Below are 12,719 nucleotides of genomic sequence, written 5' to 3' on the forward strand. Positions count from 1 at the left end.
ATCGGTGTGGGTGATGCGGAGAGGCACCATGAGCTACCGCACCACCCTGCTGTGCAGCGCGATCGCGTTGTCGCCGGCATTGGCTGCGCAAGGCCAAGACGCCGGTGCCCGACCGGCGACCGATCTTGATGCGTCGCAAGGGGTCGGCATCGCTGCCGGCCTGGAAATCGCTCGACTCCCGAGGCACCGGCACCGGTCTTGCCGAAGCGATCACCGCCGATGACATCGGCAAGTTTGCCAGTCCCAACGTCGCCGAAGCGCTGTCGCAGATTCCCGGCGTCAGAGCGGCCAACGGATGTCGTGCGCATGGATCAGTGCGCCAAGGAGGACGGCAAGCCATCATCCTTGGCGCATCCAGCGCCACTCACGTACGCAACGCAGCCGCCCGCTGCGACAACTTCTTCGCCGACACGCCCGACTTTGCGCCCAGCTCCTGCGCAAACACCGATACGCGCAATTCCTCCAGATCCCAGCGTAGCGACTGCCACTCATCGCGTTGCTGCAAACCACGCGCCGCCGCCTCGTCCAACGCATCCACGAACGGCTTGAGTTCGAGCATGCGCGCCTGGTCGCGGGCCGGATCGCGTTTGGCGCGCTCGGTCCGCAGGATCATCGCCTTGAGATAGCGCGGGTAATTAGCCAGCGCCTCGGCCGGTGTGTCGCGCAGGAAACCGGCATGCACCAGCGCACGCAGCTGCTGCTCCATATCGTCCAGATTACCGCGCGCCCAGCCCATCAACGGTGCTTCCAGCAAGGGCTTGAGCTCGGCCACAGCGCCGAGAATGCTTTCGGCCAGTTTCAGTCGCTCCATCGCCTCGCCGAACAGGCGCTTGATCGCCTCGTCGCGGCGCTGCGCAAAGCCGCCAGGGTCACGAATCGCGCCCAGGCCATCGGCCAGTACCGCGTTGAGCGCGGCATCGACCAGATCGCCACGCAGGCGCTCCTGCGATTCGATCGCCGCGTACAGCAGACCGGTCTTGGGCGACACCGGCAGCTGCTTGCGCGCCTGTTTGATCTTGTCGGCCAGCGCGATTTCCAGCAGCCGGCGCACGCCGCGTGGGTGCGCCTGCGCCGCTTCTTTGCGATCGGCAAAGATGCGCAGCGCTGCGTCGTCGCCTTGATCCACCAACGCCGGATACGCCGGCACACCGGCTTCGCCGGCGACCTGTTCGGGAATCGGCGTGGACGGAAAATCGCGCAAGCCCTCGGCCGCCAGGGCACGGCCTGCGCGCGCGGCAAAGGCCTGGCCCGCACGCTCGCCAAAGCGTGCGCGCAATCCGTCCAGATCGCGCGACTCGGCCAATACCTTGCCGTCGTCGTCGCGCAGGCGCAGGTTCATCAGCAGATGCGTGTCCAGCGACTCTTCGTCGAAATCCAGCGCCGCCACCTGCGTGCCGGTGGCCTTGGTCAGAAAGCGCGCCAGCTCGCCCCGGATATCGTCGGCCGAGGCGATGCTGTAGGCCTCGTAGAACGCGCGTCCGAAATCCGGCGCCGGCACATAGTTGCGCCGTTGCGCCTTGGGCAGGCTGCGAATCAACGCCGATGCCTTGTCGGCAACGAAGCCCGGCGCCAGCCATGACAGCCGCGCCGGATCCAGCGCATTGAGCAGGTGCAGCGGCACATCCAGCGTCACGCCATCATCGATGGCGCCCGGCTCGAAGCGGTAATGCAGCGGCAGCCGCGCATCGCCCAGCGGGAAGTACTTCGGAAACCGATCGGCCTCGCTGCCTTCGCCCGGCAACAGATCGTTCAACGTCCAGTGCAGGCTGCGGCGCTTGTCCGGCGGCAAGGTCTTCCACCAGGCATCCAGCCCGCTGGCCGAATGCAGTTCGGCCGGAATGCGATCCAGATACCAGCGCGCCTGCCAGTCTTCGTCTGCAACGATGCCCGCGCGACGCAGCTTGGCTTCTTCTTCGCGCGCCTGTTCCAGCACCTTGAGGTTGTCGGCGATAAACGCCGCACGCGTAGTGATCTCGCCCGTCACCAGGCCCTGGCGCACGAACAAGTCATGCGCGGCGGGCGGGTCGATCTTGCCGAAATGCACCGGCTTCTTCGGCGCCAGCACCAGCCCGAACAGGCTGATCTGCTCGGAGGCGACCACCTGCCCCTGCGCACGCGACCAGTGCGGGTCGAAATGCTTGCGCGCCAGCAGATGCCCCAACTCGGCGATCGCCCAATCCGGCTCGATCGCGGCATTGGTCATGCCCCAGACTTTTTGCGTATCCAGCAGCGTGGCAGCCAGCATCCACGGCGGCGGCTTGCGCGCCAAGGCCGAGCCGGGGAACGGCACGAACCGGCGTTGGCGCGCGGCGAGAAAGTCGCCTTTTTCGGTGCGATGGCCGATCTGCGTGGGCAGGCCGGCCAACAGCGCGCGATGCAAGGCCTGATACGCCGCCGCGCGTTCGCGCTCGCTGGTGCGCGCCGACGCCTCGGCAGCTTCGGCCTGCTTGCTGACAGCGGCAGACGTGTGCTGTTGTGCAGGTGACGCGTTCGGATCCGGCTTGCCTTCGCGCGCCAGCCGCGCAGCGCGATGCAACTGCCCGCGCGTCGGCCGGTTGGCGTTGTGGCCGTCCTCGCGCGCAGGCGCGCTGGCACCGGCCAGCAATGGCGCCAGCATCGCAGCGGCCGGCTCTTCGCTCCAACCCAGCTCTTCGCACAACAGGCGCAGCTGCCGATGCAGCTCACGCCATTCGCGCATGCGCAAAAACCCGACGAAATGCCGGTTGCACCAGTCGCGCAACTTGGACTGGGTGAGATCTTCGTGCACCTGTCGGTACGCCTCCCACAGGCGCAGGATGCCGACGAATTCCGAGCGTGCATCGGCAAACAGCGCATGCGCGTTGTCGGCTGCTTCACGTGCTTCGGGCGGGCGCTCGCGCGGATCCTGGATGCCCAGGAACGAAGCGATGATGATCATCTCGCGCAGGCAGCCGTGCTGCTGCGCCGCCACCAGCATGCGCGCCAGTTTGACGTCCACCGGCAGGCGCGCCATCTGGCGGCCGATGGCGGTGAGACGGCGCTCGCCATCGATCGCGCCCAGCTCCAGCAGCTGCTGCCAACCATCTGCCACCGCGCGTTCGTCCGGCGCTTCCAGAAACGGGAAATCCTCGATCCGCCCCAGCCCCAGCTGCAGCATGCGCAGGATCACGCCCGACAGCGACGCGCGGCGGATTTCCGGGTCGGTAAACGCCGGGCGCGCGGCAAAATCCGCTTCGGCATACAGGCGGTAGCAGATGCCTTCGGCGATACGCCCGCAACGGCCCATGCGCTGGTTGGCGCTGGCCTGCGAGACCGGTTCGATATGCAGGCGATCCAGCTTCTGCCGCGGGCTGTAGCGCTTGATACGCGCAAAGCCTGGATCCACCACATAGCGGATGCGCGGCACCGTCAGCGAGGTTTCGGCCACATTGGTGGCCAACACCAGGCGCCGACGCGGGCCCGGATTGAACACCCGGTCCTGGTCGGCCGCCGACAGCCGCGCGTACAGCGGCACCACTTCGGTTTCGCGGTACTTGCGTCGTTCCAGCGACTGGTGCGCATCGCGGATCTCGCGTTCGCCCGGCAGGAACAGCAGCACATCGCCGCGCGGGTCGATGCGGGTGATCTCGTCGATCGCCGCCACGATCGCATCGTTGACGGTGCGTTCGCCATCGCGCCCATTGTCTTGTGCGCTGTCGCCGCTGTCGCCCGCATCGCCTTCCAGCGGGCGGTAACGCACCTCCACCGGGAAGGTGCGGCCTTCCACATTGATCACCGGCGCATTGTCGAAATGCTGCGCGAAGCGCTCGGTGTCGATGGTGGCCGAGGTGACGATCAACTTGAGATCCGAGCGCTTCTGCAGCAGCTGCTTGAGATAGCCGAGCAGGAAATCGATATTGAGGCTGCGCTCGTGCGCCTCGTCCACGATGATGGTGTCGTAGGCCGACAACCAGCGGTCGCTGGCGATCTCGGCCAGCAGGATGCCGTCGGTCATGAACTTGATCCGCGACTGCTCGCTGACCCGGTCGGTAAAGCGCACCTGGAAGCCCACTGTGGTGCCCAACGGCGTCTTCAACTCCTCGGCCACACGCGCAGCCACCGCACGCGCCGCAATCCGGCGCGGCTGGGTGCAGCCGATCATGCCGGCCGCACCGCGCCCGGCCGCCAGACACAGCTTGGGCAGCTGCGTGGTCTTGCCCGACCCGGTTTCGCCGGCGATGACCACGACTTGATGGTCACGGATCAGCGCGATGATGCGCTCGGCCTCGCGCGCGATCGGCAGTTGCGTATCCAGCGTGATCGCCGGCTGCTGCTCGGCACGCGCCTGGCGCTGCGCCTGCGAGGTGGCCAGCGCCTGCTCGAACGCCTCGCGCACCTGCAGGTTGCCGGGCTTGCCCTGCCAGCGTGACCATAGACCCAGCAAACGACCACGGTCGCGGCTCATCGCGCCATCGACGGCGCGGCGGCGCTCACGCAAGGTGTTGGCAAGATCGGTATCGATAGCGCTCATTGATGGAAAAATGTGAAAGATTGAATGACAGATGATCCTTTAGCTTGTCTATTGTGACGCCATATCAGTTCCACCAGATATCTGTTTCCTCAGGAGAACCATCCCATGTCCAAGAAGAAGAACGCCAACAAGCCCGTCGTCGTCAACGACGCATTGCCGGTTGCCGCTGCATCCGCACCTCACATCGATATCGGGATCAAGGACAGCGATCGCAAGCGCATCTCCGACGGCCTGGCCCGCTACATGGCTGACGCCTTCACGTTGTACCTGAAGACCCACAACTTCCATTGGAACGTCACCGGGTCGATGTTCAACTCGCTGCACACCATGTTCGAAACCCAGTACACCGAGCAGTGGGCCGCGCTGGACGAAGTGGCCGAGCGCATCCGCGCCCTGGGCTACAACGCGCCGGGCTCCTACAGCGAGTTCGTCGCCCTGACCTCGATCCCGGAAGAACAGGGACTGAGCGACAGCGCCGACTGGCGTGAGATGGTGCGCCAACTGGTCAGCGGCAACGAAGCGGTCTGCCGCACCGCCCGCAAGGTGCTGGGCACCGCCGACGACGCCGGCGACGACCCGACCGTGGACCTGCTGACCCAGCGCCTGCAGACCCATGAAAAGTACGCCTGGATGCTGCGCTCGCTCTTGCAGTAAGGCGCTGTGCGCTACTGGGCGATGGATTGCCCGACCAGTCAGTTGTCAGGTGCAAGGCAGCAAGTCTCTCCCGCCTGCGGGAGAGCGCAACTGTCTTGATCGCCCGGCGGTGATGGCTGCCCCCATCCGCTTGGGCACCTTCCCCCGCAAGCGGGAGAAGGCAGGCAATCGAGCATTGCGGTGGGCAGGCAGTCGGCGGGCAGGCAGTCGATCGCTGCGATGGGGAGCCCCTCTCCCGCCTACGGGAGAGGGTGCCCGCAGGGCGGGTGAGGGTACGCCAACGCAACCCTGATCGTGACAACCGCATCGGCTGCCTGGCATCTCCCGCGCCGCACGACCTGCGTCCAGCGCATCCGCCAGGCGGTGTTCGCCACGTCGACCACATCGCGGCGTTCCCCGATACCGCATTGCGCAACACCGTCGGCATGACACCGGCCAGGGCTTGACCTGCGCGGTATCCTAGAGCGATGCCTTCTCCCGCTCACGAACTGCTCAGCCGCGTCTTCGGTTACGACGATTTCCGTGGTCCTCAACAGGCCATCGTCGAACACGTCGCCGCTGGAAACGACGCACTGGTGCTGATGCCTACCGGTGGCGGCAAGTCGCTGTGTTACCAGGTGCCGGCACTGCTGCGCGATGGCATCGGCATTGTCATCTCGCCGCTGATCGCGTTGATGCAAGACCAGGTGGAAGCCTTGCGCCAGCTCGGTGTGCGCGCCGAATTCCTCAACTCCACACTGGACGCCGAAAACGCACAGCGGGTCGAGCGCGCCCTGCTGTCCGGCGATCTGGACCTGCTCTATGTCGCGCCGGAACGGCTGCTGACGCCGCGCTTCCTGTCGTTGCTGGAACGCAGCCGCATCGCGCTGTTCGCCATCGACGAGGCGCATTGCGTGTCGCAATGGGGCCACGACTTCCGCCCCGAATACCGCCAGCTCACCGTGCTGCACGAGCGCTGGCCGCATATCCCGCGCATGGCGCTGACCGCCACCGCCGATCCGCCGACCCAGCGCGAGATCGCCGAGCGGCTGGACCTGGTCGACGCGCGCCATTTCGTCAGTTCCTTCGACCGCCCCAACATCCGCTACACCGTGGTGCAGAAGGACAACGCGCGCAAGCAGCTGCAGGAATTCCTGGGCCGACATCGCGGCTCGGCCGGCATCGTCTATGCGATGTCGCGGCGCAAGGTCGAAGAAACCGCGCAATATCTTTGCTCACAAGGCTTCAATGCCCTGCCCTACCACGCCGGCCTGCCAGCCGAGGTGCGCGCGCAGAACCAGCGCCGTTTCCTGCGCGAGGACGGCATCATCATGGCCGCCACGATCGCCTTCGGCATGGGCATCGACAAGCCGGACGTACGCTTCGTCGCGCATGTGGACCTGCCCAAATCGCTGGAAGGCTACTACCAGGAAACCGGCCGCGCCGGCCGCGATGGCGACCCCGCCGAAGCCTGGCTCTGCTACGGCCTGGGCGACGTGGTGCTGCTCAAGCAGATGATCGAACAGGGCGAGGCGGCCGAAGAGCGCAAGCGTCTGGAGCGCGCCAAGCTCGATCACCTGCTCGGCTACTGCGAATCCATGCAATGCCGCCGCCAGGTGCTGCTGGCCGGCTTCGGCGAGACCTATCCCAAGCCCTGCGGCAACTGCGACAACTGCCTGACGCCGGCGGCCGCCTGGGACGCCACCGTGGCCTCGCAGAAGGCGCTCAGTTGTGTGTACCGCAGCGGGCAGCGCTTCGGTGTCGGCCACCTGCTCGACATCCTGCGCGGCAGCGAGAACGAGCGCATCAAGCAGCTTGGCCACGACCAGCTGAGCACCTACGGCATCGGCCGCGACCTGGACGAGCGTACCTGGCGCGGGGTGTTCCGCCAGCTGGTGGCCGCCAGCCTGCTGGAGGTCGACAGCGAAGGCCACGGCGGCCTGCGCCTCACCGACGCCAGCCGCCAGGTGCTCAAGGGCGAGCGCCAGGTGATGATGCGGCGCGAGAACCCGGCAGCCGGACGCGAGCGCGGCGCGCAACGTACCGGCCTCCCGGTGCAGCCGCAGGATCTGGTGCTGTTCAACGCCTTGCGCGGCCTGCGCGCGGAACTGGCCAAGGAACAGAACGTGCCGGCCTTCGTGATCTTCCACGACAGCACGCTGCGCAACATCGCCGAACAACGGCCCACCAGCATCGATGCGCTATCGCGCGTGGGCGGCATTGGCGGCGGCAAGCTGGCCCGCTATGGCGCGCAGCTGATCGAGATCGTGCGCGAGCAGGGCTGATGCAACAGCGCGTGGTATCGCAGTGGCGGCGCTGGCACAAACAATCCGCACAATCGACAGCGCGCATTCAATCAGCCGTTGCTAGTTTCACAAGGCGATCTGGCACGCGCTGTCAGTCCCTCTTAGTAGAGTCCAACCGATGAAACGCAGCCTGCTTCTTCTGGCAACTCTGTTCGCTGCCGGCAGCGCACTCGCCCAGGCCGGCGATGGCCGTGCCGAGCCCGGCACGGCGCGCGCGCTGGACCTGAGCATTCCGCAGGCGCCGATGCAGTACCGCTCGGACCCTGAATACAGCACCGACCCGCCGGGCACCTTCTATGGCGACAAGACCGGCCCCAAGCCCGCCTTGAGCGTACCCAGTGCCGCCTCGATCGCTGCCGAACGTGCGGAGCAGTGCCAGGGCAAGCTGCATGGTGCCGTAGAGACCGGCATCGGCTACTCCAACCGCGGCGGCAACAGCAATTGGCAGGCGGTCAATCTGAACTCCTGCAAGACCTACTACGACGACGACGGCAAAGCCCATCAGATCGGCGTCAGCATCAGCGTCGGGCGTGGCGAAGGCCCGGTCTTCGGCCCTCGCTACGGGCCTGGCGGTTACGGCCCCGGCCCGTTCGGCTGGTAACCATACAGCCCCGTCTGCATTGACAGAGGGTTCACTGCCGCATCGCTGAAAATGAGGCCTGCCTCACGAGACATGCGCATGCCACAGAACAAGGAACGGCCGATTGTATTCGTCGTCGAAGACGGCGACGGTACACGCCAACTCAGTTGCCTTGTGCTGGAGAGCTATGGTTTCACCTGCCGCAGTGCCGGCTCGGTTGAAGAAGCCTTGCGCTTGATCGAAAGCGACCCGCGCGTCGATGTACTGTTTTCCGACATCCATTTCCCTGGCGGTCTGACCGGCGTGGACCTGGCCGTCAAGACCGCGCACGCGCCGTACAACCTGCCGGTGTTGCTGACCTCGGGCCTGGCGGTCGAATACGTGGAAGAGATCCTGCCCGATGGTGTGGCGTTTCTGGAAAAGCCTTACACGCCCGAGCAATTGCTGACCGCGATTCGCAGCGTGATGGCAAAGCACCGGGTGCTGTCGACTCCGGTTGCGTGATGCTGGTGATGGCGCCTTGATGCAGGTCGCGGTGATGGATATCGGCGTCTTCGCTATGGCCGAGGCATGTCGTTTCAACGCCATGTAGACACCGATCACGCGCGCGTTGGTCTGAGGCGTTGGTCTGAATTGCATCGGCGCAGCGCTAGAACCTCTTGTCCCACGCCACCATGCCCGGTTGTAACGGGCGCGCATCGCTGTGCATGGACGCACGCCGCCTGCACTGCAACCCCTCGATCGCAGCGAGCTGGCACCACAAGCATCGCCTCGCGTTTGAAGCTCGCATCAGTCGACGCTGCGAGGATCTGCGTGCAAGGCATTAGCGATGACCTCGCGTGCGTCATCAGCAGCTGTGTCGCAACGACACCCCCACGCGCATCGCTGACGCATTCGGTAGTACGCATACCTGCTATTTCACGCGATCAAGCAGATCGCTCGCTAGGCTAGTTCGAATGCAGCTTTTCGCTGCACAAGAATTCAGGAGATTTCCATGGGCGACAATTCGTTTCTGTCACCGGCGTTCGTCATCTTGGTCGTTGCGATCATCGGCGTGGTTTTCTGGCTGGTAACCCGGGCCAAGAAAAAGCGCAACAAGAAGTAAGGATCAAGCGCCGCAACGACGGTGTGCGCATGCACATCCTCGCCAGGTTGCAATCCACTGGCGAACGGACCGCGTTGGTGAGCTCATCTCGGGTCACGCATCGCCGCTGTGTGCGCCTGCACATACAGAGCAGACAGGCATCAAGTGCGGTTGCGGCAGCTGCGCCAGGCACTACAGCAGTGCCGAGCGTTCTTCCTCATTTGCTTGCAGCGGCCTGCGCGCGCGCCACGGCAATCAGAAGCGCTCACCTGCCGGCAGATAGCGCCATTGCCCAATGGCGAGCTTGCCAAGCGACACGCGACCAACCCGCAGACGTCGGATGTTGACCGCCTCCAGCCCGACCTCGCTGCACATGTGGCGCAATTGGCCGGGGTGCACATGCTTGATCGCGAACCGTAACCGCTCTTCGTTCTGCCAACTCACCTTGCACGGCGACAGGCTGCGTCCTTGGTAGACCAGCCCGTGCGCAAGGCGCGCCATTCCATACGGACGTAACTCGCCACGCACTTCGACCAGAAATTCCTGCTCGATCGCGCTGGCATCGGCGCTGAGCCTGCGCAACACGCGGCCATCCTGGCTCAGCACCAGCAACCCACTGGCTTCGTCTTCCACCGGTAACGGTGTAGCCAAGCGCAGGAAGTGCCGCTTCAGCACACGCGTGCCGGACTGGTCCAGGTCGCTGCGGGCAGCCGGTGTCGCCAGTCCCAAGGCAGCTTCCGCAGTCATCCCTGCCGGCTTGTGCAACAGCAGGGTGGCGGGCTCGGCCGGCTCGAGCACTGCATCCGGGGCCAGTGTCACCTGCGCTGCCGTCGCCAACGCTTGCGGCTCTTCGACCACCACACCGTCCACACTGACCCAGCCGCCCTCGATGTACTGCTGGGCCTCGCCGCGCGAGCAGCCGAACAGCGCGGCAACGCATTTATCGAGACGGATCGGATCGGACATCGGGGCGGCTCTGCATCGGGCCCGGCAGTGTACGGGCGATAACGCACAATGTGCTTCTGCGCCGCCTATCGACGTGGGAAAATCGGCGTTCACCCAGGAGACCCCACATGTTCATCAAGTTCGGCACGACCCGGATCCGCCTCGCCCACATCTGCGTCGTCAACGATCCGTTCAACGCCGGGGAAAACTTCGGCTCGTACTGCCACTCGGTCCGGGTGGGAATGCTCTCGGGCGAAGAGGTCATCGCGCGCTTCAACAGCGAAGCAGCCGCCGAACAGCTGCACGCCGAGGTCCTCGCTGCGTTGGAAAGCTGACCCCGAACCGGTCTTGCGGGTGCGCCTGCGCAAGCCTGGGTGCTGAGCACCAAGGCGCTCGCAATGGCGCACGACGACAGCGCAGTGCGATGCCGCGTTACGCAGGCTCTATCGCCTTGGCCAACGACGGCGCGTGTAGGCTGCGCCGTCTCATTCAGGCGTGAGCGACGCCGATGCGATCCCACGCAGAGGCTCCAAGATGCGCGCTGGTGCGTGCGGCGGAACTGTAGCAACCTGAACCGCACTCGGCATCACGGCAGATTCCTTGAATGAATCACAAAATATTCGCGTGAATTGGGTTCCTAATAGCGCAACCACTGATACGCATTTTTTTCATACGTCATGACGCGCAGTGGTTTGCCACGGTCCGTCCGTGCCGTTGGACCATCGCCACATCAGCTGGAAGAACGCGTTGCCGGGGAATCGGCGCGGACTGCCCAGACCCGGAACAGAAGACACCCGTAGCACCCTAGGTCCCTGCATTCGCCATCGCGACTGCGGGGAATCGCTGTGTCTGCGTCCAGCCGTCTTGCCTCCCGCCGGACGTGCCTTGCCGGTCGAACACTTCCCATCAACGCGACACGGTCGCTCCGGACGCATCTGCCACGCAGATGTGGCGGTGGCCGCTACCAGTCAGGACGCAGACCATGAATCCAAGAATGAAACTATTGCCGTTGATGCTGCTCGCCGTCAGCCATGGAGTGCTCGCCCAGCAGTTGCCTGGAGCAGGCAGCCAGCTGCGCCAGCTGCCGACACCAACGCCTCCGCAGCAAACGTCGCCGCAGATCCGTATCGAGGACGGCACCGCTGCGGTCGCGACCGCAGCCGCCGATGCTCCCAGCGTCGTGATCGACCAGCTACAGGTCACCGGCGCTAGCGCGTATCCAGACGCCGAGCTGGTCGCCCTTACCGGTTTCACCGCAGGCACCCGGCTGACGCTGGCGCAGATGCAGGCCATGGCCGCGCGCGTCACCAAGCATTACCGCGACCATGGTTACTTCGTCGCACGCGCGTATCTTCCGCCGCAGGACGTCACCCTGCATACGCTGACCATCGCGGTCAGCGAAGGGGTGATCGGACAAGTCGTCCTGCGCAACCACAGCGGCCTGGCCGACGACGTGGCCAACAGCCGCCTGGCCGGGCTGGAAAGCGGCGCTCCGCTCACCATCAAGCCGATCGAAAACCGCCTGCTGCTGCTATCGGACATCCCCGGCGTTGTCGCGCAGTCGACGATGGCACCAGGCCAGGCGCCGGGCAGTTCCGACCTGATCGTGGACATCGCCCCGGGCCGGCGTGTCACCGGCAGCGTCGATGCCGACAACGCCGGCAACCCGTACACCGGGGAGTACCGCGTCGGTGGCACGGTCAACCTCAACAATCCGCTGGGACGCGGCGACGTGGCCTCGTTGCGCGTGCTGACCTCCGGCTCGGGCCTGACCTACGGCCGCGCTGCGTACCAGATGCCGTTCGGCCGGGTCACCGCAGGCGTGGCGTACAGCAGGCTCGACTACGAGCTGGGCGAGCAATACAAGGGCCTCGGCGCGCACGGTACTGCCGACATCGCCAGCATCTTCGGTTCGGTTGCGCTGATCCGTTCGCGCGACACCAATCTCTACGCCGGCCTGATGTACGAACACCGGACCTTCGAGGATCGAATCGACCTGATCAACTCGGTGGTCGACAAGAAGGCGCAAGTCGCCACCGCCAGCCTGTACGGCAACCATTACGACAATGTCGGCGGCGGCGGCGCCAATACGTTCTACCTTGGTCTGTCCGTTGGCAACCTCGACATCCAGACGCCGGCAGCGCGCACGGCCGACGCGGCCACCGCACGTAGCCAGGGCGGTTACACCAAGCTGGCCTTCAACGCATCGCGCCTGCAGCGGGTCTCCGAGCTGGTTTCGCTGTATGCGGCGATCGGCGGACAGATCGCATCGCGCAACCTGGACCCCTACGAGAAGATCGTGCTGGGCGGAATCGACGGCGTGCGCGCCTATCCGCAGGGCGAAGGCTTCGGCGACGAAGGCCTGCTGCTCAACCTCGAAGCGCGCCTGCTGCTGCCGGGGCTGAGCGAACGCGTGCCCGGTCAGGTTCACCTGGTCGGCTTCATCGACGCCGGCCGGATCACCAGCAACCGGGATCCGTGGTTCGCCGGGTCCAACGACCGCACCCTGAGCGGTGCAGGCGTCGGCGCCATTTGGGAGATGCAGGGCAACTTCGCGGTCAGAACCTACTACGCACGCAAGCTGGGCGGCGAAGACGCGGTTTCCGCGCCGGACAAGTCCGGGCGCTTCTGGATCCAGGCCATCAAGTATTTCTGATCCTCGCCTTTTCGCCGCATTCGCTT

8 protein-coding genes and 1 pseudogene are annotated in these 12,719 nt (G+C 65.4%); 7 read left to right on the plus strand and 2 right to left on the minus strand.

Going from position 1 to position 12,719, the window contains the following annotated elements:
• Positions 1 to 28: 28 nt before the first annotated feature.
• A pseudogene (locus tag GGR62_RS06805) lies at positions 29 to 281 on the plus strand (hypothetical protein); the annotation flags it as partial.
• 83 nt (positions 282 to 364) lie between these two features.
• On the opposite strand, the gene hrpA reads toward GGR62_RS06805, so the two are convergent.
• A complete protein-coding gene (hrpA, locus tag GGR62_RS06810; protein WP_184407164.1) occupies positions 365 to 4,489 on the minus strand; it encodes an ATP-dependent RNA helicase HrpA in 4,125 nt (1,374 codons plus the stop codon).
• 105 nt (positions 4,490 to 4,594) lie between these two features.
• Between hrpA and GGR62_RS06815 the strand changes: the two genes are divergently transcribed.
• The 4 genes from GGR62_RS06815 to GGR62_RS06830 all read left to right on the plus strand — a co-directional run bounded on the left by GGR62_RS06815 (position 4,595) and on the right by GGR62_RS06830 (position 8,512).
• A complete protein-coding gene (locus GGR62_RS06815) occupies positions 4,595 to 5,143 on the plus strand; it encodes a Dps family protein (RefSeq protein ID WP_184407165.1) in 549 nt (182 codons plus the stop codon).
• A 467-nt stretch (positions 5,144 to 5,610) separates the two neighbouring features.
• Positions 5,611 to 7,407 carry a DNA helicase RecQ gene (gene recQ / locus GGR62_RS06820; protein WP_184407166.1) on the plus strand — a complete coding sequence of 599 codons (1,797 nt, stop codon included), beginning with the start codon at positions 5,611 to 5,613 and terminating at the stop codon, positions 7,405 to 7,407.
• A 139-nt stretch (positions 7,408 to 7,546) separates the two neighbouring features.
• Positions 7,547 to 8,029, plus strand: coding sequence for a hypothetical protein (locus GGR62_RS06825; protein ID WP_184407167.1), 483 nt, complete (start codon positions 7,547 to 7,549; stop codon positions 8,027 to 8,029).
• A 78-nt stretch (positions 8,030 to 8,107) separates the two neighbouring features.
• Positions 8,108 to 8,512, plus strand: coding sequence for a response regulator (locus GGR62_RS06830; RefSeq protein ID WP_184407168.1), 405 nt, complete (start codon positions 8,108 to 8,110; stop codon positions 8,510 to 8,512).
• Between the two features lie 835 nt (positions 8,513 to 9,347).
• Here GGR62_RS06830 and GGR62_RS06835 read toward each other — a convergent pair.
• The gene (locus tag GGR62_RS06835; protein ID WP_184407169.1) at positions 9,348 to 10,058 is read right to left on the minus strand and encodes an rRNA pseudouridine synthase; all 711 of its coding nucleotides are present in this window, start codon (positions 10,056 to 10,058) and stop codon (positions 9,348 to 9,350) included.
• 107 nt (positions 10,059 to 10,165) lie between these two features.
• On the opposite strand from GGR62_RS06835, the gene GGR62_RS06840 reads away from it, so the two are divergent.
• Positions 10,166 to 10,372, plus strand: a complete 207-nt coding sequence (locus GGR62_RS06840) for a hypothetical protein (RefSeq protein WP_184407170.1) — start codon at positions 10,166 to 10,168, stop codon at positions 10,370 to 10,372.
• Between the two features lie 659 nt (positions 10,373 to 11,031).
• Positions 11,032 to 12,693 carry a ShlB/FhaC/HecB family hemolysin secretion/activation protein gene (locus GGR62_RS06845; RefSeq protein ID WP_221229074.1) on the plus strand — a complete coding sequence of 554 codons (1,662 nt, stop codon included), beginning with the start codon at positions 11,032 to 11,034 and terminating at the stop codon, positions 12,691 to 12,693.
• Positions 12,694 to 12,719: the final 26 nt, after the last annotated feature.

Source organism: Xanthomonas sp. 3075, from assembly GCF_014197275.1.
GTDB classification, from domain to species: domain Bacteria; phylum Pseudomonadota; class Gammaproteobacteria; order Xanthomonadales; family Xanthomonadaceae; genus Xanthomonas; species Xanthomonas campestris_B.